This window comes from Polaromonas sp. AET17H-212 (assembly GCF_002379085.1).
GTDB lineage: Bacteria > Pseudomonadota > Gammaproteobacteria > Burkholderiales > Burkholderiaceae_C > Polaromonas.
Window position 1 is genome coordinate 69,061 of record NZ_NBZW01000017.1, and the last position, 23,368, is coordinate 92,428.

A 23,368-nucleotide genomic window follows, 5' to 3' on the forward strand; every position below is an offset into this window, starting at 1 on the left:
CATGGCGACAGCGAAGAAGCACACCCCGTTGGGATTGAAGCAGGACCGCGCGAAGGTCAACGCCTCGCAACCGTATGAAGTCGCCTACGTTGCTAAGAAGACGGGCGCTACCAAGGCCGCTGTGAAGGCGGCCTCGAAGGCCGTCGGTCCGTCACGCAAAGCAATCGAGAAGGCGTTGAAGAAGTAGGACGGCGAGTCAGGCGACCCTCCGCTGCTGCCGCGATTTCCAGCCATCAGTGAGCGTCCGCAGGAGCGTTTTCGCCGCTGGCAACTAAGCTTTGGCACAGGGGCAAGAGTCGGTCACGACAAATTAAGCGGGTTTACTCAGGCAATTCTGGCACGAGGTGGGCACATTCATGGCACAAGCATTTCGAAAGAAGAAGCATGGACTATTGGTCCACTGCGGAGCTGTGCCGCGTGTATAGGATCGAACAGCTGAATCTTCCCACACGATGTGGGCAAGTACTTGCGCGTAGCGCTAGGCTTGGTGCGGCTGGCGGGGATCGAACCCACGACCCTTGGCTTCGGAGGCCAATACTCTATCCACTGAGCTACAGCCGCATGCTGTTCGGAGACCAATAGTCTAACTGTTGCGATTTGGTCCGATGACGACAGCCTTCGGAGGCCAATACTCTATCCACTGAGCTACAGCCGCAACGCTGAAACAAGGCAACTACCGGCGCTTTGCAGCGGGTAGGTGACCCGCAAGGGCAGGCGCTGGGCGCACTGCACTTGTGGAAGAGCCTGATTCTATCAGTCGGACAGGCCGCGTCCGGGATTTACAGGGGTGGCGGCTATAATCGAAGGTTGTCGAATATGAGTTGCTTTAGTTACCGATTTTTAGTTTTTTGAGGAAGCCATGAGCGCAAACGATCCAACGACGGCCCACGAAGAAGACCACTCAGGCCCCATCAAAACACCCAAGCAACTCCTGCTTGCCGTTTTTTTCTCCTTTGTCGTCCCGATTTTTGCCATCATTGCGCTGGTGTATTACGTGACATCGGACAACAAGCCTGCCGCCGGCACCGGAGATCCTGAAAAAGCGGTGGCCCAGCGCATCCAGAAAATCGGCATGGTTGAAATCCGCGATGCCAACCGTCCGCTGAAAGCCGGCAACGAAGTGTATGCAGCGCAATGCGCCGCCTGCCACGCCACCGGTGCAGCCGGCGCCCCCAAGTTTGGCGACGCAGCCGCCTGGGCGCCGCGCATCAAAACCGGTTTCGAAGCACTGTGGAACTCCGCCCTCAAGGGAAAAAATGCCATGGGTCCCCAGGGCGGTGGCGATTTTGACGATGTCGAAATCGGCAAGGCCGTGGTGCACATGGCCAATGCCGTCGGTGCAAAGTTTGCCGAACCGCAAAAAGCGGCAGCCACGGCAGATGCCGGCGCAGCAGCAGCCCCCGCCGCTCCAGCGGCACCTGTAGCCGCTCCCGCGGTGGCGGCTGCGCCCGCAGCGCCCGTGGTGGTGGCCGCCGCCGCGCCAGCCGCAGCAGCCAAGGCCGGCACCGGCGAAGCGCTGTACAAGCAGGCTTGTATAGCCTGCCATGCCTCAGGTGTTGCCGGTGCGCCCAAGTTTGGCGACAAGGCCGCCTGGGCGCCACGCATCCAGACCGGTCTGGACATGCTGACGGCCAGCGTGATCAAGGGCAAAAATGCCATGCCACCCAAAGGCGGTTCTTCCGCCTCCGACGCGGATATCCGGGCTGCCGTCGAATACATGGTCAGCGCCGCCAAATAAGCGGTAGCAGCCTCTGCAAAAAAGCCGGTCCCTGACCGGCTTTTTTATGGTTCAAACAGGCTCAAACCCCTTCATTACCAGCGCAGACAGCTATTAAATCAATAGCATCAAGCCGGCGCATCACGGCTGGCCGCCGGGCTGCGCACATAACCGAAGCGGGACGGCAGGTCGCGGGTGGCGACGTCTGCCGGCACCCACAGGCCCTGCTCGATCGCCTCCGACGCCTGCACCATGTCCTGGGTGTGCACCAGGCCAAAACCCAGGTCGGTTTCCAGATAGAGCCGGCCGTGTTCGTCGAGAATGCAGCGCTGCACCCGCGCGGGCCGGCCGGTGTGGGCGGTCACTGAAAAATCCGGGGCGCTGCCAATACGCCAGACCAGCGGTGTCGCCTCGAGCTCCACATAAACGCGCTGCGGCCCGTTCTGGAAAAACCACTGGCCGGCCGCGTCGCCTTCGTAGTTGCGGGCGATGAAGTCGATCAGCTTGTCGTGTTTGAGCAGCGACCCCTTGCCGGCGGCCGCGCCGCCGGCAAAGGGGCCCGCCGCCTGGGCCTGGTCATCGCGCATGTACCAGTTGCCGCGCGCGTCCAGGCCCAGCCAGCCGTAGCAGTGCGGAACGTTGGGCCACTTGGCAATGGCCTGGCGAACAATGTCATCCATCCGGCCTATTTTGCCCCGCTGGCTGTTGCGCCAAGAAGCGCCGAGAAAAACCCGCACACCGCCTCGGGCATGGCGCGCACATGTCCCGGAAAAGGCGCCGACGGGAAACCGACGTGGCCGCCTTCGCGCGGCTGCCAGAGTGTCACGGCCGCACTCACATCGCCGGACTGCGGCAGGCTGCCGGCCGGAATGAAGGGGTCGTTGAGGGCATTGAGCGCCAGCGCCGGGACCACGATGCGCCGCAGATGCGGTTTGGCCGAAGCACGCGTCCAGTAGTCGTCGGTGTTCTTGAATCCATGCAGCGGTGCCGTGACAACATTGTCGAAGGCGTACAGGTCGCGCGCCGCGAGCAGGGCGTCGGCGCTGAAAAGACCCGGGTGCTGCTCCAGCTTCTGGAGCGCCTTGGGCACCATGGAGCTCAGGAACATGCGGGTGTAGACCTGGCGGTTGAAACCCCGGCCGATCGCGTGGCCGCTGGCCATCAGGTCCAGCGGCGAGCAGACCGAGGCGACGGCCTCCACCACACGGCCCGCCGAAGTTTCCATTTCAGCCGCCCATCGCAATAAGGCATTGCCGCCCAGCGAAATGCCGACGGCAAACAGGGGGCCGGTGTGGCCGGCCCGGAAGCGCCGCAGGATCCAGTCAATCTCCTCGAAGTCGCCCGAATGGTAGGCGCGCGGCGCACGGTTGAGCTCGCCCGAGCAGCCGCGAAAATGCGGCACGGCGCAGGCCCAGCCGCGCTCGCGGGCGACATCGGCAAACGCCTCGGCATAGTGGCTGGCCGAGGACCCTTCCAGGCCGTGAAACACCACCAGCAGGGGCTCTTGCCCTGCGGCGGCACCTGCCGTGGCATGGCGCGCGAAGTCCACATCGACAAAATCATCGTCCGGCGCGGTCCAGCGCTCGCGGCGAAAGCTCGGCGCCTCGGCCAGGTAACGCTGCGAACGCAGCGCGGCATAAATGGTCTGCAGGTTGCCGCCGGGCAGCCACCACGGTGCGTCGTAAAACATCGTGTCTTGCGCCTCAGTGCAGCACTTGCGGGCTGTCCGAGATTTCCTGCATCTCGCGGGGCGTGCCGGGGCTGGCATGGTGGGCCACCAGGCGCCAGCCCTGCGCCGTCTTGTGGTACACGTTGGTGGCGATCACATAGGCGTGGCGCGGGCCTTCTTCGGTCATGACCTCGATGCGTTCGAGCACGCTGTGCACGCTGGCGCCCAGGGTTTCGATCTTGCGGACTTTTTCGGCATGCGCCCGAATGCTGCCGTTGGCAAACATGGCGTCAAAGGCGGCGCGTATCGCACCCGCGCCCACGAGCCGGGCGCCATCCGGGTGGACACAGACAATGTCATCTTCGTCGGCCCAGCAGGCCATCAGCCGGTCAATGTCGCCGGCCTGCAGGGCCTCGTAAAACGCCGTCTCGATCTCATCGGCGTTGCCGCTGTCGGCCGGGGAAACTTTGGGTTTTCGCATGAGTAGTTAGGAGGGTGTGCGTGTTCAGTCCGCCTGGCAATCTTGCCCTGTATTAAGCCACGCCCGCACCACGTCCTGCATGTGGGGCGCCTGCACGGCCTGCCACAACAGTTCGGGGGCCACCACATGGATGCCCGCCGGCAACACCCGCAGGACCACCTCCACAAACTCGGCCAGCCTGGCGGGCCGCACCGGCTGCGCTGCGGCCGGGATCATGTACTTGAAGGTGGAGAGCATCCAGGCCGCGACCTTCTCGGGCAAACTGCCACCAGGCGCCCTGAGCGGCTGTTGTGCAGAACGCACCAGCAGCACCCGCTCGAATCCCAGCGCGGCGACCTGCTGTTCATCAATGCTGGCCAGACCGTGGCGCAGCGCCTGCGGCAGCCGGCCCGGCGCATGCGGTAGCACCAGCACCAGGGTCTGGACGCCACACCGCCTGAGCCACTGTGCCAGCGCGGGCAATTGCGCCGGCTGCGGCGTCCAGAGCGCGCGCTCCCGGTCGTGGTACAGCCGGGGCGGCTCGAACATCACCACGCCGGTCTGCACCGGCGGGCACACCGGCCAGGCAGCGATGTCCTCGCCCCGCACGGCCGCAATCGAGACTTGCGCCAGCCCGGTGCTCATGGGCTCGTGGGCCAGCACCTGGGTGTGCGCAAAGCCGCCGCTGCCGGCCAGCCGGCGCAGGACCTCGCTGCCCAGCGCACCGGTGGCACCGGCCACGATCAGGCCCGGTCGGGCCTTGGCCGCAGCGGACACCGGCCTCAGGGACGCCTGCAGCACCTGCCGCGGATCAAGGGCCTGGAGGGAACAAAGGAGGGGGTGCGGCGACATTCGACTATGGTAGTGTTGCAGCTTGCACTTTTGGAGGCTTGCCATGAAATCACTTTTTTTCAGCCGGGGCCTTGCCGGCCTTTTCACCGCGCTGGCCCTGCTGCTGTCGGGCTGCGGCTACAACGAGTTCCAGCGACTCGACGAGCAGACCAAGTCGGCCTGGTCGGAAGTCCTCAACCAGTACCAGCGCCGTGCCGACCTGGTGCCCAACATCGTTGCCACCGTCAAGGGTGAGGCCAATTTCGAGCAGGAAACCCTGACCAAGGTGGTGGAAGCCCGGGCCAAGGCCACCTCCATGCAGGTGACGCCGGAGACCCTGAACAACCCCGAAGCCTTTGCGAAATTCCAGGCAGCGCAGGGTGAACTCAGTTCTGCCCTGTCACGCCTGCTGGTGGTGACCGAAAACTACCCCAACCTCAAGGCCAACCAGGGCTTCCAGGACCTGCGCGTCCAGCTGGAGGGCACGGAAAACCGCATCACGGTGGCGCGCAACCGCTACATCCAGGCGGTGCAGGCCTACAACGTGCTCGCACGCAGCTTTCCGAACAACCTGACGGCCATGGTGTTCGGCTACAAGGTCAAACCCACCTTCAGCGTGCAGAACGAGGCACAGATCTCGACGCCGCCGACCGTGGACTTCAACAAGAAATAAGCGGCCAGCGCCTTGCCCCTCGTGCGCCGCCCTCTGCTTTGCCTCCCGGGCCAAATCGGGTTCGGCGCGTCAGCGCGCGCCATGCTGGGCCTGTTGCTGGCCGCCGGCCTGCTGCTCAGCGCCCTGACAGCCCGGGCGCAGGACGTGCTGCCCGTGCCGGCCCTGACGGCCCGCGTGATGGACAGCACCGGCACGCTCGATGCCGCGCAGCGCCAGGCGCTGGAGGCCAAACTGGCGGCTTTTGAGCAGGCCCGCGGCGCGCAGGTGGTGGTGCTGATGGTGCCGACCACCGCGCCGGAAGACATTGCCGCCTATGCGCAGCGGGTCGGCGACAGCTGGAAGATCGGGCGCAAGGACGTCGGCGACGGACTGTTGCTCGTGGTGGCGAAAAACGACCGCAAGGTGCGCATCGAAACCACCAAGACGCTGGAGGGCGCGATTCCCGATCTGGCAGCGCGCCAGATCATCGACCGCGCCATCACACCGCGCTTCCGCCAGGGCGACTTCGCCGGCGGGCTCGACGCGGCCACCGACCAGATCATCGCCCTGATCAAGGGGGAAAACCTGCCTGTGCCCGATGCCCAGGCGGGCAGCGCGGGCGGCAAGGGTTTCAACTGGACCGACATGGCGGTGTTCCTGTTTTTTGCGGTTCCGATAGGCGCCCGGGTGATGTCCGGCATCTTCGGCCGCAAGCTGGGGGCCATGCTGACCGGCGGCGCGGTCGGCGGCCTGGCCTGGTTTTTCACCAGCAGCCTGCTGGTTGGCGGCATCGCCACGCTGATCGGCGCGGTGTTTGCGCTGATTGCCAGCGTGGGCTCGCTGGGCTCCATCGGGCGTGCGGGACGATCGTCCGGTTGGGGCGGTGGTGGCTTTGGCGGTGGCGGCAGCAGCGGCTGGGGCGGCGGCGGTGGCGGCGGCTTCAGCAGCGGCGGTGGTGGCAATTTCGGTGGTGGCGGCGCGTCGGGGAACTGGTGAGCACCATGATCAACAAGCTCAAAGTCCTGATCCGGCACCTGTGGCTGGATGCGTCCGACACGGCGCGCGCCATCCCGCCCGACCTGCTGGACCAGCTGGCCCGGCGCGTGGCCGCCAGCGAGCGACGCCACAGCGGCGAGATCCGCATCTGTGTCGAGTCCTCACTGCCCGCCAGCTACCTGTGGCGGCTGGGCAGAAACACACCCATCCGCACCCTGATACGCGAACGCGCGGTGATGATGTTTGGCAAATTGCGCGTCTGGGACACCGAGTACAACAACGGCGTGCTGATCTATGTGCTGCTGGCCGAGCACGCCATCGAAATCGTGGCCGACCGCGGCGTGGCCAGGCATGTGAGCCCGGCGCAGTGGCAGGCCATGGTGGCCCACATGGCCAGCGCGTTTCGGGAAAGGCGTTATGAAGACGGACTGACCCAGGCGCTGGAAGAAACCTCGGCGGTGCTGATGCAGCACTTTGCCGTGCCCACAGGCACTGGCGGTGCCGAGCCGGGCCCCAACGAACTGCCCGACACCCCCCTGCTGCGGTAAGCCGGGTGGGCTCAGGGCACCATCAACACACCTAGGGCAGCGACCACAGCCACCAGCACAAGCAGCCGCTTCAGCCACACGTGGCGCAGACGCCTGGCCTTGCGCCCGGGCTCCAAATCCTCCGCCCACGTCACACTGTCAAGAATGCTGTCCATTGGTGTCGCCTTGTCTTCCGGTTGAACTCCTCGAGACGATAACGCCCACCGGCGCACCCCGCTGGCCCTTCTCGTGTCCAGCTGTTACAGCCACTCCTGATTTGATAGCTGCCTGCGCCCACCGTAGATGGGAAAAGTGTCAATCCGGCAAGAAAACAAGTACCTCAGGTGCAGCGCATCCACAACAGCCTGCCGCGCCCGGCGCCGGACCTCGGCCCCGGCAGGAAACGGAACACGCCCATGAAAAAAGCCCCGGCCTGGCGGGCGGGGCTTTCGGAAGGGGGTGGTTCCGCTTATTTTTTCTGGCGGAACTTGCGCAGGGCGGCAATCTGCGCGGCCATCACGGCCAGCTCGGACTGGGCCAGCGCGATATCGATATCGCTCTTGGCGTTTTTCAGCGCTTCCTCGGCGGCGGCTTTGGCGGCCGTGGCCTTGGCTTCGTCGAGGTCCTTGCCGCGGATGGCGGTGTCGGACAGCACCGTGACACAGTGGGGCTGCACTTCGAGCAGGCCGCCGGCCACGAAAACAAACTCTTCCGAACCATCGGCCTTTTCAATACGCACAGCACCGGGCTTGATCCGGGTGATCAGCGGCGTGTGGCGTGGGTAGATACCCAGCTCGCCCGCCTCGCCCGGCAAGGCCACGAATTTGGCCTCGCCGGAAAAGATGGACTCTTCCGCGCTGACAACATCGACATGGATGGTGTGTGAGGTGTCCATGACTTAGACCTTCTTGGCCTTCTCGAACGCCTCGTCAATCGTGCCGACCATGTAGAACGCCTGCTCCGGCAGGTGATCACACTCGCCGGCCACAATCATCTTGAAGCCGCGAATCGTTTCAGCCAGGGTCACGTACTTGCCGGGCGAACCGGTGAACACTTCAGCCACGTGGAAAGGCTGCGACAGGAAACGCTGGATCTTGCGGGCACGGGCCACCGCCAGCTTGTCCTCAGGCGCCAGTTCGTCCATGCCCAGAATCGCGATGATGTCGCGCAGTTCCTTGTAGCGCTGCAGCGTACCCTGCACGGCACGGGCCGTGGCGTAGTGGTCTTCACCGACGACGTTGGGGTCGAGCTGGCGGCTGGTCGAGTCGAGCGGATCGACCGCAGGGTAGATACCCAGCGAAGCGATGTCACGCGAAAGCACCACGGTGGAGTCCAAGTGGGCAAAGGTGGTCGCTGGCGACGGATCGGTCAAGTCATCGGCAGGCACATAGACGGCCTGGATGGAGGTGATCGAACCGACCTTGGTGGAGGTAATACGCTCCTGCAGGCGGCCCATTTCCTCGGCCAGCGTCGGCTGGTAACCCACGGCGGAAGGCATGCGGCCCAGCAGCGCGGACACTTCGGTGCCGGCCAGCGTGTAGCGGTAGATGTTGTCCACGAAGAACAGCACGTCGCGGCCTTCGTCACGGAAGGACTCGGCGATCGTCAGGCCGGTCAGCGCCACGCGCAGACGGTTGCCTGGGGGCTCGTTCATCTGGCCGTACACCATCGCGACCTTGGACTCGCCGAGGTTCTCGAGGTTCACGACGCCGGAGTCGGCCATCTCGTGGTAGAAGTCATTGCCTTCGCGGGTACGTTCACCCACACCGGCGAACACGGACAGACCCGAGTGCGCCTTGGCGATGTTGTTGATCAGCTCCATCATGTTCACGGTCTTGCCGACGCCGGCGCCGCCGAACAGGCCGACCTTGCCGCCCTTGGCAAACGGACACACCAGGTCGATCACCTTGATGCCGGTTTCCAGCAGTTCCTGCGAAGGGCTCAGCTCGTCATAAGCCGGGGCCTTGCGGTGAATCGGGGCGGTGAGTTCCTGGCTGACGGGGCCGCGCTCGTCAATCGGCGCACCGAGCACGTCCATGATGCGGCCCAGTGTGGCCTTGCCCACGGGCACCGTGATGTTGGCGCCGGTGTTGTACACCACGTTGCCGCGGCGCAGGCCGTCCGAGGTGCCCAGTGCGATGGTGCGCACAATGCCGTCGCCCAGCTGCTGCTGGACTTCCAGCGTCAGCGCGGAGCCTTCCATCTTGAGCGCGTCATAGATCTTGGGCATCTGGTCGCGCGCAAATTCCACGTCCACCACAGCACCAATACACTGAACAATCTTGCCTTGAGCCTGAGCCATGATTGAGTCCTTTTCCGTTCTTTAAATCTTGAATCGCGGTTTAAACCGCTGCGGCACCGGCGACGATTTCCGAAAGTTCTTTCGTGATCGCCGCTTGACGCGTTTTGTTGTAAACCAATTTGAGTTCGCCAATCACGCTGCCGGCGTTGTCCGTGGCGGCCTTCATGGCCACCATGCGGGCCGACTGCTCGGACGCCATGTTTTCGGCGACCGCCTGGTAAACCAGCGCTTCGACGTAACGGACCAGCAGGTCGTCAATGACCGTCTGTGCATCAGGCTCATAGATGTAGTCCCAGCCGTGCTGATCCTTGTCAGCCTGCAGCCGGTCTGCCGTCAGCGGCAGCAACTGCTCGACCACGGGCTCCTGGCGCATGGTGTTGATGAAGCGTGTGTAGCAAAGGTAAACCGCATTGATCTTGCCCTCGCTGTACGCGTCCAGCAGCACCTTGACCGGGCCGATCAGCTTGTCCAGATGGGGTTTGTCGCCCAGCTGCGTCGCATGCGACACCACCTGCGCGCCGATCCGGTTCAGAAAGCCCAGGCCCTTGTTGCCAATAGCCACCGACTGGATGCCCTGACCCGCCGCCTGCATTTCCTTGAGCTTGACCGTGACCTGGCGCAGCAGGTTGGTGTTCAAGCCGCCGCACAGGCCCTTGTCGGTCGTGACCACGATGAAGCCGCCGGCCTTGGCATCGTTGACCTGCATGAAGGCGTGGGTGTACTCGGGATTGGCCTGGGCCAGGTTGGCCGCGATGTTGCGAATCTTGTCGCTGTAAGGTCGGGCGGCGCGCATCCGTTCCTGCGCCTTGCGCATTTTGGAGGCCGCCACCATTTCCATGGCTTTGGTGATCTTGCGGGTGTTCTCCACCGACTTGATCTTGCCGCGTATTTCCTTGCCTGCTGCCATATTGCTTCCTAAATGGTTTCTAAGCCCTGGGCTTTGATGTCTTCAGGTCCGGATCAGGCAAACGACTTCTTGAACGCAGCCACGGCCGTGGTCATCTCTGCCTCGGCGTCCTTGTCCATCGCCTTGGCCGCTTCGAGCTTGGCCATCAGTGCAGCGTGCTTGTCCTTGAGGTAGCTGTGCAGGCCGGCTTCAAAAGCCAGGACCTTCTTGACCTCGACATCGTCCATGAAGCCCTTGTTCACTGCGAACAGCGTGGAGGCCATGTTGGAGATGGACAAAGGCGAATACTGCGCCTGCTTGAGCAGTTCCGTCACGCGGGCACCGCGGTCGAGCTGCTTGCGGGTGGCCTCGTCCAGGTCAGAAGCGAACTGCGCAAACGCAGCCAGCTCGCGGTACTGGGCCAGGTCGGTACGGATACCGCCGGACAGGTTCTTGATCAGCTTGGTCTGGGCCGCACCACCGACGCGCGACACCGAGATACCGGCGTTGATGGCGGGGCGGATACCGGCGTTGAACAGGCTGGTTTCCAGGAAGATCTGGCCGTCGGTGATCGAGATCACGTTGGTCGGCACGAAGGCGGACACGTCGCCGGCCTGCGTTTCGATGATCGGCAGGGCCGTCAGCGAACCGGTCTTGCCCTTGACTTCACCCTTGGTGAAGTCTTCGACGTACTTTTCGTTCACGCGGGCAGCGCGCTCGAGCAGACGGCTGTGGAGATAGAACACGTCGCCGGGATAGGCTTCGCGGCCTGGCGGACGGCGCAGCAGCAGCGAGACCTGGCGGTAAGCCACGGCCTGCTTGGACAGGTCGTCATACACAATCAGCGCGTCCTGGCCGCGGTCGCGGAAGTACTCGCCCATGGTGCAGCCGGAGTAGGCGCTGACATACTGCATGGCCGCCGATTCGGAAGCGGATGCCGCCACGACGATGGTGTAGTCCATCGCGCCGGCTTGCTCCAGCGAACGCACCACGTTCTTGATCGACGATGCTTTCTGGCCAATCGCGACGTAAACGCAGGAGACGCCCTGGCCCTTCTGGTTGATGATGGCGTCAATCGCCACAGCCGTTTTACCGGTCTGGCGGTCACCAATGATCAGTTCGCGCTGGCCGCGGCCGACGGGCACCATGGAGTCGATGGACTTCAGGCCGGTCTGCAGGGGCTGGTCCACCGATTTACGGGCGATCACGCCCGGGGCGACCTTTTCGATCACGTCGGTCATCTTGGCGTTGATCGGACCCTTGCCGTCGATGGGCTGGCCGAGGGCGTTGACCACGCGGCCAAGCAGCTCGGGACCGACTGGCACTTCCAGAATACGACCCGTGCACTTGACGGTGTCGCCTTCGGCGATGTGTTCGTATTCACCCAGGATCACCGAGCCGACCGAGTCGCGCTCGAGGTTCAGCGCCAGGCCGTAAGTGGGCGTGCCGTCCGCCGTCGGCGGAAATTCCAGCATCTCGCCCTGCATCACATCGGACAGGCCGTGGACGCGGACGATGCCGTCGGACACCGACACAACGGTACCCTGGTTACGGATGTCGGCACTGACAGTCAGGCCTTCGATACGGCTCTTGATCAGTTCAGAAATTTCTGCGGGATTGAGTTGCATGACTCTTTCCTTCTTTCTATGTTGTTGGCTAAAAACCCGGGTGCTGCGCCTTGGCGCCAGCTCAGGAAATCAGCGCCACTTTCATTTGCTCTAAACGGGCTTTCACCGAGGTGTCCAGCACCTCGTCACCCACCACGACACGCACGCCGCCGATCAGGTCCGGCTCCAGCTCAACCGTGAGGTTGAGCTTGCGGCCAAAACGCTTCTCCAGCGTCGCTGCCAGATCGGCGAGTGCCGCACCCTCGAGCGCAAAGGCGCTGTACACGGTGGCATCGGACGAACCGGTCTTCGCATTTTTCAAGGCGCGGAACTGGCTGGCGATTTCCGGCAGCACGCTGATGCGTCCGTTGTCAATCACGGCGCGCAGGAAGTTTTTCGCAGCTTCCGGCAGCGTCGACTTGACGACACCGGCAATCACGTCGAACGTCTGCGACGCCGTCACGCTGGGGTTGCCGGCAAACTGCTGCAACTGGACATTGGCCGCTACGGCAGCCAGCTCATCGAGCCAGGTCGAGGTGCCGCCCAGGTCAGACCCGGAGGCCTTGAACAGGGCTTCAGCGTAGGGACGGGCAATGGTGGCTAGTTCGGCCATGGTGACACCCCTCTCAAAGTTCGGTCTTCAGGCGGCCCAGCAAGTCAGCATGCACACCGGCATTGACTTCCTTGCGCAGAATCTGCTCGGCACCCTTGACAGCCAGTGCGGCGACCTGCTCACGCAGGGTCTCACGGGCCTTGACGGTTTGCTGCTCGGCCTCGACCTTGGCAGCGGCAATGATCTTGTTGCCTTCTTCCGCAGCCTTGGCCTTGGCCTCTTCGATCATGGACTGGGCGCGGCGCTCCGCTTCAGCCAGGCGCACGGCCGACTCATTGCGCGACTTGGCAAGCTCTTCTTCCACGCGCTTGTTGGCAACGGAAAGTTCGGACTTGGCCTTGTCGGCGGCAGCGAGGCCTTCAGCGATTTTTTGGGCACGCTCGTCCAGCGCTTTCGTAATGGGCGGCCACACAAATTTCATTGTGAACCACACCAGGATCGCGAAAACAATCGCCTGGACGAACAGGGTTGCATTAATACTCACGGCAACGCCTTTCTGTCGGGGTTGTGACGATTACTTCAGCACAAAGGGATTGGCAAACGCGAACATCATCGCGATACCGACACCGATCAGGAAAGCGGCGTCGATCAGACCTGCGAGCAGGAACATCTTGGTTTGCAGTTCATTCATCAGCTCAGGCTGGCGAGCAGCAGCTTCGAGGTACTTGCTGCCCATGATGCCGATGCCGATACATGCGCCGACAGCGCCCAGGCCAATGATCAGGCCAGCGGCCAATGCGACGAGACCGAGAACGTTTTCCATTTAAAGCTCCTATGGATTTAAGTTAACTAACAAACAAAAGAAAGAAAAACCAGACTGACAAACTTAGTGATGATCGTGGGCCTGGCCCACATACACCAGGGTCAACATCATGAAGATGAAGGCCTGCAAGGTGATGATCAGGATGTGGAAGATGGCCCACACGGTGCCGGCCAGAACATGGCCGATCGGCAGCAGGATGCCCGGCAGCGACATGGCGGCAGCACCTCCCATCAGGGCGATCAGCATGAAGACCAGTTCACCGGCATACATGTTGCCGAACAGTCGCATGCCGTGCGACACGGTCTTGGCAATGAACTCGATGATCTGGAACACGAAATTGAAAGGCCACAGGAGGGGATGCCCGCCAAACGGCGCACTGACCATTTCATGGAGCCAGCCGCCAAAACCCTTGATCTTGATGTTGTAGACAATGCAGATCAGCAGCACGGAGACCGACAGGCCCAGGGTGACGGAAAGGTCAGCGGTCGGCACGACGCGCAGGTAGGCATGGTGCGGATCATGGCCGGTCGCGGCAAAGACCAGCTCCCAGATCTTGGGCAGGAAATCGACAGGCAGCAGGTCCATCGCGTTCATCAGGAAAATCCAGACAAACACGGTCAGCGCCATGGGCGCGATCACCTTGCGGCTTTGCGCGTTGTGGATGATGCCCTTGGCCTGGCTGTCGACCATCTCAACCAGGATCTCCACGGCAGCCTGGAAGCGGCCCGGCACACCGGCGGTCGCTGCGCGTGCAGCCTTCCAGAGGAAAAAGCTGCCAACGACGCCGAGCAGCAAGGCCCAGATGATGGAGTCGAGGTTGTACACCGAGAAGTCAATGACACCGCTCATTGGCTTGTTTTGCCAATGGGTCAGGTGGTGACCAATGTATTCGCCGGCGGTAGGTCCGTTTGCAGAAGCCATCTAGCTACTCGTCTCGTTAAGTTGGGTGGATACCGGGGCGCTTCGGCTTGAACCAGAGCACACCCCAATACACTTTCATCGTCACTATCAGGCCCGCCAACATGGCAGGCCAGCTCAAATCTTCAATCAGGCGCGGCGCCGCGAACAACATCGCGACCGTCAGGCCTATCTTGACCATTTCCCATAAAAAGAACCCGAGCACCGCAGCGCCCGCATTCATGGAAGCCACCTTGCTGGTCAACCCGCGCACAAAAAGCGCCGCGGGGATCACCACCGCCAGCGCGCCGTAGAACGCCGACCAGGCCACGTTTTGTCTTCCGGTCAGCGCCCAGGCAACACAGGCCACCAGGACTCCGGCCACCAGCTGCCCGCCCACCACCCACCAGGGCGACAGCGAAGGACTGGCTTCGCGCAGCTTCTGCGCTTCTTCGCGCGTCAGCGGCTTGAAATTTTCTTCACCCGCCTCAGTTACCTGAGTCGGAGCCTTTGCCAACGGAAGAACCACCGAATCTGTCATTTTGATCATCACAAATTACGAGCAGGTTACAGGCCGGTTATTAGCAAAGCCCTTGATTATACGTAGAAACCCGCCCGTTCCGGAAAGTCCCTGCACCAAACTGTGGCGGGAGGCATGGCCGCGCGGTCCGCAGGGGCGCGTTTTGCAGGCGACAATCCGTTTTTCGGCCGCTGCAGGTCCCGCCACAGGCGTGACATCTCTGCTCTTGCAGCACGCCTTTTTTGAAAGCCCTTCGCATGCCCGCCCTGATGAAATTCCTCCATATCGCCGCCGCCATCGTGTGGCTGGGCGGCATCAGCTTCATGCTCTTTGCACTGCGGCCTGCCGCCGCCGCGCAACTGGCGCCACCGCAGCGCCTGCCGCTGATCGCCCTGGTCCTGCAGAAGTTTTTTGTGCTGGTCTGGCCTGCCGTTGCGCTGCTGCTGCTTACCGGACTGGCCAGGCTGCTGGCTGTCGGCATGAAAAACGCGCCGCTGGGCTGGCACCTGATGTTCGGCGTCGGCCTGCTGATGTTCGCGCTGTTCGGTCATCTTTATTTTGGTCCCTACCGGCGCCTGAAGCTGGCCGTGGCTGCCGCCGACTGGCCCGAAGGCGGGCGCCGTGTGGGCCAGATCGCCAACCTGGCCATGAGCAACCTGGTGCTCGGCGCCCTGGCCATTGCGGCCGTGATTTTCTGGGCATAAGGATGCGGGCAGCCAGCGCGATGACGATGGACAACACACGCTGTCTTGGCGCCAGGGCCCGGCCATGAGCACACGCAAAAAGGGCGACCCGCCAACACCCTCGTGGACGGCCCGCTTCACCAAAGGGTTCAGCCGCGAGACGCTGACCGCCCATCCGTGGCTCAAGCCGGTGGCGCATCACCTGAGCGAACCCGGGCTTTGGCATGTGCAGCACGAGGCCGTTGCCCGCGGCGTGGCCATCGGCATGTTCTGGGCATTTGCGCTGCCGGTCGCCCAGATCCTGGTGGCCTCCGTCCACTGCATCTGGTGGCGCGGCAACATCCCGGTGGCCGCCGGCGTGACACTGATCACGAATCCATTCACCATCGGCTTCTGGCTCTGGCTGGCGTACAAGCTGGGCAGCCTGATCCTGGGGATCTCACCCCACGAGGTGGAAGCCGGCAGCGCGGCGCTGGAAGCAGCCTCAGCCAGTGCCGGCTTCGATGTCATGGGCTTGCTGGCGCGCTTTGGCTGGCCGGCGGTGCTCGGCATGGCCATTTTTTCCGTCGCCGGCTCGGTCGGCGGCTATGTGCTGGTCAACCTCGCCTGGCGCTTTCGCGTCTGGTTCAAGCGGCGCATCCAGCGCCATGGGCGTTAGTACGGCAACCCGAAAATATCGAAACATGAAAGCGCGTCTTCGCTCCCATGGCGGCGTTGCAATCCTTGCGAAGGCGCACAGCCTTCGCTGCGGCTTGCGCCTTGCCCTGGGCACGAAGTCATCACTTTCATTTTTGTTTCGCTGCTTCCGTGCTGCAGTACCAGGGCACAACACGGCCTGCGCGACAATCGTCTTTCCACTCTTTTTTTGAATGCCATGATGAGCACTTCCAGCCCCGCCTCGATCACGCCCCTGCCCGCCACACCGTGCTACCTCAACGGCGAATTCACTGCGCTGCGGGACGCCAAGGTCAGCGTGATGGACCGCGGTTTCATCTTCGGTGACGGCGTCTATGAAGTGGTGCCGGTGTATGCCGGTCAGCCCTTCCGCTTTGCCCAGCACATGGCACGCCTGGACCGCAGCCTGGCGGAGCTACGCATCACCAATCCATTGAGCCACGCCCAGTGGCGCGAGGTCACGCGCAAGCTGGTCGCCGACTACGCGCTGCAGATGCACACCTCGCCGGAAAAGACCGACCAGCTGGTCTACATCCAGATCACCCGGGGCGTGGCGCTGCGCGACCATGTGATGCCACCCGACCTGACACCCACCGTGTTTGTCATGACGAACACGATGAAGCCCCCGACGCCGGAACAGCGCACACACGGCGTGGCCTGCGTCACCGCCGACGACTTCCGCTGGAGCAAGGCCCACATCAAGAGCACCAGCCTGCTGGGCGCGGTGTTTGCGCGCCAGATCAGCGCCGACGTGGGCGCGCTGGAAACCGTGATGTTCCGCGACGGCTTCCTCAGCGAAGCGGCCGCCAGCAACGTCTGGGTCGTGCAGGGCGGCAAGGTGCTGGGCCCGCCCAAGGACAACCTGGTACTCGAAGGCATTCGTTACGGCCTGATCGAGGAGATCTGCCGCGAAGCCGGCATCCCGTTTGAACTGCGCCGGGTCAAACGCGAGGAAGTTTTCGCCGCCGACGAGCTGCTGCTGTCGTCGGCCACCAAGGAGGTGCTGCCCGTCACCTCGCTCGACGGCAAGCCCGTGGGCAGCGGCCAGCCCGGTCCGGTTTACGCGAAGCTGCACGCGGCCTACCAGCGCGCCAAACAGGCGCAGACGGAGCAAGCATGAACACCCCACCCAAACCGCCTTCTCCCCCCGAAACACCGCGCCAGGAATCACTGATCGAGTACCCCTCGCTGTTTCCCATCAAGGTCATGGGCGAAAAGGTCGACGGGCTGGTACATGCCATCACCATGGTCGCCCACCAGTTCGACCCGGCGTTTGACGCGACCACCATCGAGCTGCGCGAAAGCAAGGGCGGCAAATACCTGGGCGTGACCATCACCGTCACGGCCACCTCCAGGGAACAGCTCGACGAGTTGTACCGCACGCTGTCGACCCACCCCATGGTCAAGGTGGTGCTGTAAGGCACCACCTTGCAGAGGCCTGCCATGTCCTTTGATGTGCGCCCGCTCGGCCGGGTCGACTACCTGCCCACCTATGCGGCCATGCAGGCCTTCACCGCCAGCCGCCATGACACTTCAAGCCAAATCGGCCTCCAGCCCAATCAGGACGTGCGCGACCAGCTATGGATTTGTGAGCACTCCCCGGTGTACACGCAGGGGCTGGCCGGCAAGCCTGACCATGTGCTGGCCGCCGGCAACATTCCGGTGGTGCAAACCGACCGCGGCGGCCAGGTCACATACCACGGCCCCGGCCAGGTGGTGGCCTACCCGCTGATCGACCTGAAACGCGCCGGCTATTTCGTCAAGGAATATGTCTACCGCATTGAAGAGTCCGTCATCCGGACGCTGGGGCATTTCGGCGTGACCGGGCACCGCGTGCCAGGCTCGCCCGGCATTTATGTCCGTCTCGCGGACCCGGCATCACACGCGGCGCTGAGCGGCCCGCAGAGCCCGGCCGACCCTTTCCGCGGCCTGGGCAAGATCGCCGCGCTGGGCATCAAGGTCAGCCGCCACTGCACCTACCACGGCGTCGCGCTCAATGTGGCGATGGACCTCGAACCCTTCTCGCGCATCAACCCCTGTGGGTATGCCGGGCTGCAAACCACAGACCTTTCTACAATCGGGGTATCGGCCAGCTGGCAGGAGGCCGCGGACGTGCTGGGCCACAAGCTCGTCACCTACCTGACGCCCTGACCACATACCTCCAAAGAAGCACACCATGAGCACCCCAGAAGCTGTCAATCCTGTTGTTCGCGATATCCAGAGCCAGCAAGACTACAACCCGCTGGCCAAGCAGAAGGCGGCGGCCAAGCTGTCGCGCATTCCGGTCAAGGTGGTGCAGGGCGAGCTGCTCAAAAAGCCCGAGTGGATCCGCGTCAAGGCCGGCAGCCCGAGCACGCGTTTTTACGAGATCAAGCAGATCCTGCGCGAGAACAAGCTCAACACGGTGTGCGAGGAAGCGTCCTGCCCCAACATCGGCGAATGTTTCGGCAAGGGCACGGCAACCTTCATGATCATGGGCGACAAGTGCACGCGCCGCTGCCCCTTCTGCGATGTCGGCCACGGCCGGCCCGACCCGCTCGATGTCAACGAGCCGGAGAACCTGGCCAGGACGATTGCCGCGCTCAAGCTCAAGTACGTGGTGATCACCAGCGTGGACCGCGACGACCTGCGCGACGGCGGCAGCCAGCATTTTGTGGACTGCATCACGCGCATCCGCGCGCTGTCACCGCAGACCACCATCGAGATCCTGGTGCCCGATTTCCGCGGCCGCGACGACCGCGCACTGGAGATCCTCAAAGCCGCGCCGCCCGACGTGATGAACCACAACCTGGAAACCGCGCCGCGCCTGTACAAGGAAGCGCGTCCCGGCTCGGACTACCAGTTCTCACTGAACCTGCTGAAAAAATTCAAGGCCCTGCATCCGGCCGTGCCGACCAAAAGCGGCATCATGGTCGGCCTGGGCGAGACCGACGAAGAAATTTTGCAGGTCATGCGCGACATGCGCGCGCACCACATCGACATGCTGACGATTGGTCAGTACCTCGCGCCCTCCACCAGCCACCTGCCGGTGCGCCGTTATGTGCACCCCGACACCTTCAAGATGTTCGAGCAGGAAGCCTACAAGATGGGCTTCACCCACGCCGCAGTCGGCGCCATGGTGCGCTCGAGCTACCACGCCGACCAGCAGGCCCATGCCGCCGGGGTGGCGGTCAACAATCCGTAGTCAAAGAATCAGTCCCCCAGGAACGGAACTGACCCCACCCTACCCGGGAAGCCCTGAACCCGCGCCACCGTGGGCATGGCCAGCTCAGCGCCTTGGTGCGCAGACGGCGCGACCCCGTTCACCGGCGCCACGGCGGCACTGGCTTGAAGCGCGCCTGCAGGAAGGCCAGAAACAGTTTCACGCGCGCCGACATGCCGTGGCGCCTGTCGACCAGGGCCACGATGTCGGCATCAGGCAGGTGCCAGTCTTCCAGCACACGGACCAGCCGGCCTGCGGCCAGGCTTTCCGCCACATCCCACTCCGAACGCATGATCAGCCCCTTGCTGCCCAGCGCCCACTGCCGCACGACGTCGCCATCGTTGCTGCTCAGGATCGCCGGCACCCGGACCGATACCTCGTTGCGGCCCTTCCTGAAGCGCCACAAGGTCACGTCTTCGTCGTTTTCCCTCAGCACGATGCAATCGTGGGTGACCAGCTCCTGCGGTTTGTGCGGCGCCGGGTGGCGGGCCAGGTAAGCGGGCGCGGCGCAGACGAAACGGGCATTGGGCGCGATGGGGTAGGCGACCATGCTCGAGTCTGTCAGGCTACCGATGTGCACAATCATGTCGAACCGGTTCGCGTCGGCCACCGACACCACGTCGCTCAGTGTCAGGGAGACCATCAGCCTGGGATGCAGGGTATGGAAATCGGCAATCGCGGCCGCCAGGTGGTGCCGGCCGAAACCCAGGGGCGCGCAGACACGCAGCGTCCCGGCGACCTCGCCCGAGCGCGCGCGCACGGTGTCGATTAACGCGTCGAGTTCCGCGAGCAGGCCGACGGCCCCCGCGTAGAACAGCTCACCCTCGTCGGTGAGGCTGAAGCGCCGGGTGCTGCGGTGAACCAGTTGCAGGCCCAGGCGGGTCTCGAGTTGCCGCAGGCGCTGCGACACGGCCGACGCCGTCACGTCCATGCGCCGCGCGGCCTCGGCCAGGGAACCGCCTTCTGTGACCGCCACGAAAAAACGCAGTCCGGTGATGTCGTTCGACATTGATTAGCTTTATTAACGGCAGGCGTTAGTACTTTGAAATCATTCTACTTAATCGCCCTCCCCTGCGCCGGCTCTTTGGTGCGCCCACCGAAGCAAAAGCAGCCCCACGCGTGAACGCTACGGCCTGCGGTTCCGGAGCCAGGCGCACGGCCAAGCCGTTTCACACTCCAGCTTCAGTCGAGCTTGGCGCCGGAAATCCTGACGACTTCAGCCCACTTGACCGCCTCGCGCCGCGCGAGTTCGCGAAACTCCTCCGGCGTGCTGGGGACTATTTCTGCATCCAGCGCCTTGAAACGCTCGCGCACCGCCGGGTGGGCCAACGCGGCGCGGATTTCGGCGTTGAGTCGGGTCACGATGTCCTTGGGCAGGTTGGCCGGCCCGATGATGCCGCCCCAGCCCGTCACCTCGAAGCCCGGCACACCCGCTTCGGCAATGGTGGGAATGTCCGGGTAGTTGGAGGAGCGCTGGGCGCCGGAGATGCCCAGGGCGCGCATGCGCCCCGCCTGCACGTGCGGGCCAAGCACCGGCGTGTTCTCGAGCATGACATGGACTTCGCCGCCGATCAGGTCGGTGATGGCTGCCGTCACCCCCTTGTAGGGCACATGCAGCATGGATGTCTGCGTCATCGAGCGCAGGAGTTCGCCGCCGAGGTGACCGGAGGTGCCGTTGCCCGCCGTGCCCTGCACCAGCTTGCCCGGGTTCTTCCTGGCATAGGCAATCAGTTCGGGCACGGTTTTGACCGGCAGGTTGTTGTTCACCACCAGCAGGTTGGCCACGCGCAGCGCACCCGAGATCAGCGTCAGGTCCTTGTCCACCTCATAGGGCACTTTGGACATCAAGGCGCGGTTGGTGGCCAGCGACACGATGTTGCCGTAGCCCAGCGTGTAGCCGTCGGGCGCAGCACGCACCACCTCCATGGTGCCTATCACGTAGGAGGCGCCGGGCTTGTTGTCGATCACGAAAGGCACGCCCATCTGCTGCGTCAGTTGCGCGGCCAGCGTGCGCATCAGGATGTCGGGCGCGCCGCCAGGGGCCGACGGCACGACCAGGCGAATGGGCTTGTCCGGGTAGGCCGCGAAACCAGACAGCGGCAGCACCGCCGTCGCGGCAAGGACCAAACCGGCCCAGAGGGATCGTTTTTTCATGGCGCGCACTCCTGTGTAAAAAAGAAAAGAGAATCTTGACGTCGCATCAGCAATTCAACTTCACCGGCTCGATGATTCGTGCCTAGTACTCGACGCGGGTGCCAAGGCCCCGCGTTGCAGCCAGGCGCACGGCGAGGTCCGCCACCACCAGGTCCTGCAAGGCCACACCCGTGCCATCGAAGAGTGTGATTTCCTGTGCGTTACGGCGCCCATCGCAGAACCCTGCGATGACCGCGCCGATGCTGCCGCGCAGGCTCTGCTCCGTGATCAGCCCGGCGTTATAGGCATGCTGGCATTCGCCGATGGTGATGGCCTGGGCGGCCTCATCCACGAACAGGGCAGCACTGGCCACCAGGGCCGGATCCAGCTCCTGCTTGCCCCTGGTATCAGCGCCCATGGCGCTGATATGGGTGCCGGCACGCACCCAGGATTTTTCAACCAGGGCCCGCTGCGAGGGTGTCACGGTGATCAGGATGTCGGCGTTCGCAGCCACGGCCTGGCAGTCGGTTTGGGGGGCGTACGCCAGGCCCAGTTCCGTCACCGTGCGGCCAAAAGTCGCGAGATTTTCCGCTGACGGGTCCCATGCATAGACTTTGCGGATGGGTCGCACGGCCAGCGTCGCCCGCAACTGGTAGGCCGACTGGACGCCGGTGCCGATGATGCCGAGCACGCTGCTGTCGGGGCGCGACAGGTACTTGCTGGCAATGGCGCTGGCGGCTCCGGTGCGCACGCCGGTCAGGTAGTTGGCACTGACCAGGGCCGAAGCGCGGCCCGTTTCCGGATCGAACAGCAAGGTCGAGGACTGGTGATTACTCAGGCCCAAGGCCAGGTTGTGGGGCCAGTAACCGCCCGCCTTGAGGCCAAGGATGGGCGCACTGGTGTCACAGCCGGTCTTGACGCCATACACCGCGTCCTGATAACCCACCACCTCGCGCACGACCGGGTAGTTGCGGGCCACGCCACGCGCCATGGAAGCGAAGGTTTTTTCGATCGCAGCGATGACGTCTTCGACGCTCACCAGGGCGCGGGCATCCTGTTCGGAAATGACCAACATAACGCCTTCCTTTCAGGCTTTACCAGCCGCTGAAACGCGGCCAGGACGCGATGATCTCGTGACCGGTCCCCAGCACGCTGTAATGACCGTACTGGGCTGCGGTGGAACACGCATGGTTAGGCAGAATCCGGACCTGGGTACCGACGGGCAGGTGCAGCGCACCGTCCACCTTGCCGGACCGGTGCGCCATGATGCCGTGCTCCTGGTTGGCGCCCACCAGAATGAAGTCGTCCAGCGGACAGCCATCGAGGTCACAGACGACGCCATACCCCTGGTCCAACGGCTGCTTCTCGGTGCCGCGGTCGCGCGACATGGCCATCCATCCGGCATCCAGAATGGTCCAGCCTTTTTCGCGCTGGTGCCCGATCACCGTGGCCAGGACCGACAGGGCAATGTCATCGGTTTGGCAGACGTTCAGGCCGGCCATCACCAGATCAAAGAAGACGAACACACCGGCGCGCACCTCCGTCACGCCCTCCAGATGCTCGGCGAACAACGCGGTCGGTGTCGAGCCCACGCTCACGACCGGACACGCCATGCCCGCCGCCCGCAGGCGCTCGGCCGCGTGAACGACGGCGGCGCGCTCCTGCTCGGCCATGGCGCGTATCGCGTCCACGGTAAAGGCGTCATAGGAACTGCCGGCATGGGTCAGCACCCCCTTCACCGGGAGGCCCGCGCCTTCGAGGAACTGACCGATCTCGATGAGCTCGGGCGCGTCGGGCTTCACGCCCGAACGGTGACCGTCCGAATCGATCTCGATGAGGACGTCGAAGTGCCGCTGGGCCACCTTGGCGCGTTCGGCCAGAAACCGGGCCGCCTCCATGCTGTCCAGGAGGAGCGACAGCTGGACGCCCTTGTCCTGCAGGGCCATCACATGGTCCAGCTTGTTCGGCGCAATGCAGACGGCGTAGAGGATGTCCTTGACCCCGTGCGCAGCGAAATACTCAGCCTCCAGCAAGGTGGAAACCGTGATCGGGCCTTGTGGTGTTTCCATGGTCCGACGCGCCACGTCGATAGACTTGTTGGTCTTGACGTGCGGCCGGAAGGCAACGCCCAGGCTGCGCAAATGGCTGCGCATGCGCTCGATGTTGCGGTCCATCCGGGCCTCGTCAAGCAGCAGCGCCGGGGTTCCCAGCTGTTCCAGAACTTGTTTCGCCATC

At 63.7% G+C, this 23,368-nt stretch carries 29 protein-coding genes and 1 tRNA gene; 11 read left to right on the forward strand and 19 right to left on the reverse strand.

Going from position 1 to position 23,368, the window contains the following annotated elements; translation table 11 throughout:
- Position 1: 1 nt before the first annotated feature.
- Positions 2-187 (forward strand): DUF3606 domain-containing protein, encoded by a 186-nt coding sequence (locus B7G53_RS14175; RefSeq protein ID WP_096668755.1) that lies wholly within the window; start codon positions 2-4, stop codon positions 185-187.
- A 298-nt stretch (positions 188-485) separates the two neighbouring features.
- On the opposite strand, the gene B7G53_RS14180 is transcribed toward B7G53_RS14175, so the two are convergent.
- A tRNA-Arg gene (locus B7G53_RS14180) sits at positions 486-561 on the reverse strand.
- A 298-nt stretch (positions 562-859) separates the two neighbouring features.
- On the opposite strand from B7G53_RS14180, the gene B7G53_RS14185 reads away from it, so the two are divergent.
- A complete protein-coding gene (locus B7G53_RS14185) occupies positions 860-1,738 on the forward strand; it encodes a c-type cytochrome (protein ID WP_096668757.1) in 879 nt (292 codons plus the stop codon).
- Between the two features lie 107 nt (positions 1,739-1,845).
- Here the strand turns inward: B7G53_RS14185 and B7G53_RS14190 are convergent, their stop codons facing one another.
- Genes B7G53_RS14190 through B7G53_RS14205 form a run of 4 tightly spaced genes read right to left on the reverse strand, consistent with a single transcriptional unit; the run spans position 1,846 to position 4,698 of the window.
- Complete coding sequence (locus B7G53_RS14190) at positions 1,846-2,397, reverse strand: DUF2946 family protein (RefSeq protein ID WP_096668759.1); 552 nt, start codon at positions 2,395-2,397, stop codon at positions 1,846-1,848.
- Between the two features lie 5 nt (positions 2,398-2,402).
- Positions 2,403-3,407, reverse strand: coding sequence for a YheT family hydrolase (locus B7G53_RS14195; RefSeq protein WP_096668761.1), 1,005 nt, complete (start codon positions 3,405-3,407; stop codon positions 2,403-2,405).
- A gap of 13 nt (positions 3,408-3,420) precedes the next feature.
- On the reverse strand, positions 3,421-3,867 hold the full coding sequence (locus B7G53_RS14200; protein WP_096668763.1) for a YybH family protein: 447 nt from the start codon (positions 3,865-3,867) through the stop codon (positions 3,421-3,423).
- 24 nt (positions 3,868-3,891) lie between these two features.
- Complete coding sequence (locus B7G53_RS14205; RefSeq protein WP_096668765.1) at positions 3,892-4,698, reverse strand: hypothetical protein; 807 nt, start codon at positions 4,696-4,698, stop codon at positions 3,892-3,894.
- Between the two features lie 43 nt (positions 4,699-4,741).
- Here B7G53_RS14205 and B7G53_RS14210 point away from each other — a divergent pair, with 43 nt between their 5' ends.
- The 3 genes from B7G53_RS14210 (at position 4,742) to B7G53_RS14220 (ending at position 6,873) form a co-directional block, all read left to right on the forward strand.
- Complete coding sequence (locus B7G53_RS14210; protein WP_096668767.1) at positions 4,742-5,350, forward strand: LemA family protein; 609 nt, start codon at positions 4,742-4,744, stop codon at positions 5,348-5,350.
- Positions 5,351-5,431: 81 nt separating this feature from the next.
- Positions 5,432-6,325, forward strand: coding sequence for a TPM domain-containing protein (locus B7G53_RS14215; RefSeq protein WP_096668769.1), 894 nt, complete (start codon positions 5,432-5,434; stop codon positions 6,323-6,325).
- 5 nt (positions 6,326-6,330) lie between these two features.
- Positions 6,331-6,873: a TPM domain-containing protein gene (locus B7G53_RS14220; protein ID WP_096668829.1), complete on the forward strand. Its 543-nt coding sequence runs from the start codon at positions 6,331-6,333 to the stop codon at positions 6,871-6,873.
- Between the two features lie 11 nt (positions 6,874-6,884).
- Here B7G53_RS14220 and B7G53_RS22875 read toward each other — a convergent pair whose 3' ends face one another.
- The 10 genes from B7G53_RS22875 to B7G53_RS14265 all read right to left on the reverse strand — a co-directional run bounded on the left by B7G53_RS22875 (position 6,885) and on the right by B7G53_RS14265 (position 14,470).
- Positions 6,885-7,028, reverse strand: coding sequence for a hypothetical protein (locus B7G53_RS22875; protein ID WP_176491370.1), 144 nt, complete (start codon positions 7,026-7,028; stop codon positions 6,885-6,887).
- Positions 7,029-7,321: 293 nt separating this feature from the next.
- On the reverse strand, positions 7,322-7,747 hold the full coding sequence (locus B7G53_RS14225; protein WP_096668771.1) for a F0F1 ATP synthase subunit epsilon: 426 nt from the start codon (positions 7,745-7,747) through the stop codon (positions 7,322-7,324).
- Between the two features lie 3 nt (positions 7,748-7,750).
- Positions 7,751-9,154 carry a F0F1 ATP synthase subunit beta gene (atpD, locus tag B7G53_RS14230; RefSeq protein ID WP_096668774.1) on the reverse strand — a complete coding sequence of 468 codons (1,404 nt, stop codon included), beginning with the start codon at positions 9,152-9,154 and terminating at the stop codon, positions 7,751-7,753.
- Between the two features lie 40 nt (positions 9,155-9,194).
- Entirely contained in the window at positions 9,195-10,061 is an 867-nt protein-coding gene (atpG, locus tag B7G53_RS14235) for a F0F1 ATP synthase subunit gamma (protein WP_096668776.1), read from the reverse strand.
- Positions 10,062-10,114: 53 nt separating this feature from the next.
- On the reverse strand, positions 10,115-11,668 hold the full coding sequence (gene atpA, locus B7G53_RS14240; RefSeq protein WP_096668778.1) for a F0F1 ATP synthase subunit alpha: 1,554 nt from the start codon (positions 11,666-11,668) through the stop codon (positions 10,115-10,117).
- Between the two features lie 61 nt (positions 11,669-11,729).
- Positions 11,730-12,260, reverse strand: coding sequence for a F0F1 ATP synthase subunit delta (locus tag B7G53_RS14245; protein ID WP_096668780.1), 531 nt, complete (start codon positions 12,258-12,260; stop codon positions 11,730-11,732).
- Positions 12,261-12,273: 13 nt separating this feature from the next.
- Positions 12,274-12,744: a F0F1 ATP synthase subunit B gene (locus B7G53_RS14250; protein WP_096668782.1), complete on the reverse strand. Its 471-nt coding sequence runs from the start codon at positions 12,742-12,744 to the stop codon at positions 12,274-12,276.
- A 30-nt stretch (positions 12,745-12,774) separates the two neighbouring features.
- The gene (gene atpE / locus B7G53_RS14255; RefSeq protein WP_096668784.1) at positions 12,775-13,023 is read right to left on the reverse strand and encodes a F0F1 ATP synthase subunit C; all 249 of its coding nucleotides are present in this window, start codon (positions 13,021-13,023) and stop codon (positions 12,775-12,777) included.
- 63 nt (positions 13,024-13,086) lie between these two features.
- Entirely contained in the window at positions 13,087-13,944 is an 858-nt protein-coding gene (atpB, locus tag B7G53_RS14260) for a F0F1 ATP synthase subunit A (RefSeq protein ID WP_096668786.1), read from the reverse strand.
- 16 nt (positions 13,945-13,960) lie between these two features.
- The gene (locus B7G53_RS14265; protein WP_441338985.1) at positions 13,961-14,470 is read right to left on the reverse strand and encodes an ATP synthase subunit I; all 510 of its coding nucleotides are present in this window, start codon (positions 14,468-14,470) and stop codon (positions 13,961-13,963) included.
- Positions 14,471-14,697: 227 nt separating this feature from the next.
- Here B7G53_RS14265 and B7G53_RS14270 point away from each other — a divergent pair, with 227 nt between their 5' ends.
- From B7G53_RS14270 to lipA, 6 genes are all read left to right on the forward strand, one after another.
- Entirely contained in the window at positions 14,698-15,144 is a 447-nt protein-coding gene (locus B7G53_RS14270; RefSeq protein ID WP_096668788.1) for a CopD family protein, read from the forward strand.
- Between the two features lie 64 nt (positions 15,145-15,208).
- The gene (locus B7G53_RS14275) at positions 15,209-15,781 is read left to right on the forward strand and encodes a DUF2062 domain-containing protein (protein WP_096668790.1); all 573 of its coding nucleotides are present in this window, start codon (positions 15,209-15,211) and stop codon (positions 15,779-15,781) included.
- A 219-nt stretch (positions 15,782-16,000) separates the two neighbouring features.
- Positions 16,001-16,918, forward strand: coding sequence for a D-amino acid aminotransferase (locus B7G53_RS14280; protein ID WP_096668833.1), 918 nt, complete (start codon positions 16,001-16,003; stop codon positions 16,916-16,918).
- Complete coding sequence (locus tag B7G53_RS14285) at positions 16,915-17,217, forward strand: YbeD family protein (RefSeq protein ID WP_096668792.1); 303 nt, start codon at positions 16,915-16,917, stop codon at positions 17,215-17,217. Before B7G53_RS14280 ends, B7G53_RS14285 begins: the two co-directional genes overlap by 4 nt.
- Positions 17,218-17,241: 24 nt before the next feature.
- Positions 17,242-17,949, forward strand: coding sequence for a lipoyl(octanoyl) transferase LipB (gene lipB / locus B7G53_RS14290; protein WP_096668794.1), 708 nt, complete (start codon positions 17,242-17,244; stop codon positions 17,947-17,949).
- A gap of 25 nt (positions 17,950-17,974) precedes the next feature.
- Positions 17,975-18,982, forward strand: a complete 1,008-nt coding sequence (gene lipA, locus B7G53_RS14295; RefSeq protein WP_096668796.1) for a lipoyl synthase — start codon at positions 17,975-17,977, stop codon at positions 18,980-18,982.
- Between the two features lie 118 nt (positions 18,983-19,100).
- Here the strand turns inward: lipA and B7G53_RS14300 are convergent, their stop codons facing one another.
- The 4 genes from B7G53_RS14300 to B7G53_RS14315 all read right to left on the reverse strand — a co-directional run bounded on the left by B7G53_RS14300 (position 19,101) and on the right by B7G53_RS14315 (position 23,367).
- Positions 19,101-20,009 (reverse strand): LysR family transcriptional regulator, encoded by a 909-nt coding sequence (locus tag B7G53_RS14300; protein WP_096668798.1) that lies wholly within the window; start codon positions 20,007-20,009, stop codon positions 19,101-19,103.
- A 173-nt stretch (positions 20,010-20,182) separates the two neighbouring features.
- Positions 20,183-21,154: a Bug family tripartite tricarboxylate transporter substrate binding protein gene (locus B7G53_RS14305; protein ID WP_096668800.1), complete on the reverse strand. Its 972-nt coding sequence runs from the start codon at positions 21,152-21,154 to the stop codon at positions 20,183-20,185.
- 82 nt (positions 21,155-21,236) lie between these two features.
- Positions 21,237-22,208 (reverse strand): ornithine cyclodeaminase family protein, encoded by a 972-nt coding sequence (locus B7G53_RS14310; protein WP_096668802.1) that lies wholly within the window; start codon positions 22,206-22,208, stop codon positions 21,237-21,239.
- 19 nt (positions 22,209-22,227) lie between these two features.
- Positions 22,228-23,367 carry a DSD1 family PLP-dependent enzyme gene (locus tag B7G53_RS14315; protein WP_096668804.1) on the reverse strand — a complete coding sequence of 380 codons (1,140 nt, stop codon included), beginning with the start codon at positions 23,365-23,367 and terminating at the stop codon, positions 22,228-22,230.
- Position 23,368: the final 1 nt, after the last annotated feature.

Coding starts and splice junctions, on each gene's coding strand:
- B7G53_RS14175 (WP_096668755.1), top strand. CDS start 2: ATGGCGACAGCGAAGAAGCACACCCCGTTGGGATTGAAGCAGGACCGC.
- B7G53_RS14185 (WP_096668757.1), top strand. CDS start 860: ATGAGCGCAAACGATCCAACGACGGCCCACGAAGAAGACCACTCAGGC.
- B7G53_RS14190 (WP_096668759.1), bottom strand. CDS start 2,397: ATGGATGACATTGTTCGCCAGGCCATTGCCAAGTGGCCCAACGTTCCG.
- B7G53_RS14195 (WP_096668761.1), bottom strand. CDS start 3,407: ATGTTTTACGACGCACCGTGGTGGCTGCCCGGCGGCAACCTGCAGACC.
- B7G53_RS14200 (WP_096668763.1), bottom strand. CDS start 3,867: ATGCGAAAACCCAAAGTTTCCCCGGCCGACAGCGGCAACGCCGATGAG.
- B7G53_RS14205 (WP_096668765.1), bottom strand. CDS start 4,698: ATGTCGCCGCACCCCCTCCTTTGTTCCCTCCAGGCCCTTGATCCGCGG.
- B7G53_RS14210 (WP_096668767.1), top strand. CDS start 4,742: ATGAAATCACTTTTTTTCAGCCGGGGCCTTGCCGGCCTTTTCACCGCG.
- B7G53_RS14215 (WP_096668769.1), top strand. CDS start 5,432: ATGCTGGGCCTGTTGCTGGCCGCCGGCCTGCTGCTCAGCGCCCTGACA.
- B7G53_RS14220 (WP_096668829.1), top strand. CDS start 6,331: ATGATCAACAAGCTCAAAGTCCTGATCCGGCACCTGTGGCTGGATGCG.
- B7G53_RS22875 (WP_176491370.1), bottom strand. CDS start 7,028: ATGGACAGCATTCTTGACAGTGTGACGTGGGCGGAGGATTTGGAGCCC.
- B7G53_RS14225 (WP_096668771.1), bottom strand. CDS start 7,747: ATGGACACCTCACACACCATCCATGTCGATGTTGTCAGCGCGGAAGAG.
- atpD (WP_096668774.1), bottom strand. CDS start 9,154: ATGGCTCAGGCTCAAGGCAAGATTGTTCAGTGTATTGGTGCTGTGGTG.
- atpG (WP_096668776.1), bottom strand. CDS start 10,061: ATGGCAGCAGGCAAGGAAATACGCGGCAAGATCAAGTCGGTGGAGAAC.
- atpA (WP_096668778.1), bottom strand. CDS start 11,668: ATGCAACTCAATCCCGCAGAAATTTCTGAACTGATCAAGAGCCGTATC.
- B7G53_RS14245 (WP_096668780.1), bottom strand. CDS start 12,260: ATGGCCGAACTAGCCACCATTGCCCGTCCCTACGCTGAAGCCCTGTTC.
- atpE (WP_096668784.1), bottom strand. CDS start 13,023: ATGGAAAACGTTCTCGGTCTCGTCGCATTGGCCGCTGGCCTGATCATT.
- atpB (WP_096668786.1), bottom strand. CDS start 13,944: ATGGCTTCTGCAAACGGACCTACCGCCGGCGAATACATTGGTCACCAC.
- B7G53_RS14265 (WP_441338985.1), bottom strand. CDS start 14,470: ATGATCAAAATGACAGATTCGGTGGTTCTTCCGTTGGCAAAGGCTCCG.
- B7G53_RS14270 (WP_096668788.1), top strand. CDS start 14,698: ATGCCCGCCCTGATGAAATTCCTCCATATCGCCGCCGCCATCGTGTGG.
- B7G53_RS14275 (WP_096668790.1), top strand. CDS start 15,209: ATGAGCACACGCAAAAAGGGCGACCCGCCAACACCCTCGTGGACGGCC.
- B7G53_RS14280 (WP_096668833.1), top strand. CDS start 16,001: ATGAGCACTTCCAGCCCCGCCTCGATCACGCCCCTGCCCGCCACACCG.
- B7G53_RS14285 (WP_096668792.1), top strand. CDS start 16,915: ATGAACACCCCACCCAAACCGCCTTCTCCCCCCGAAACACCGCGCCAG.
- lipB (WP_096668794.1), top strand. CDS start 17,242: ATGTCCTTTGATGTGCGCCCGCTCGGCCGGGTCGACTACCTGCCCACC.
- lipA (WP_096668796.1), top strand. CDS start 17,975: ATGAGCACCCCAGAAGCTGTCAATCCTGTTGTTCGCGATATCCAGAGC.
- B7G53_RS14300 (WP_096668798.1), bottom strand. CDS start 20,009: ATGTCGAACGACATCACCGGACTGCGTTTTTTCGTGGCGGTCACAGAA.
- B7G53_RS14305 (WP_096668800.1), bottom strand. CDS start 21,154: ATGAAAAAACGATCCCTCTGGGCCGGTTTGGTCCTTGCCGCGACGGCG.
- B7G53_RS14310 (WP_096668802.1), bottom strand. CDS start 22,208: ATGTTGGTCATTTCCGAACAGGATGCCCGCGCCCTGGTGAGCGTCGAA.
- B7G53_RS14315 (WP_096668804.1), bottom strand. CDS start 23,367: ATGGCGAAACAAGTTCTGGAACAGCTGGGAACCCCGGCGCTGCTGCTT.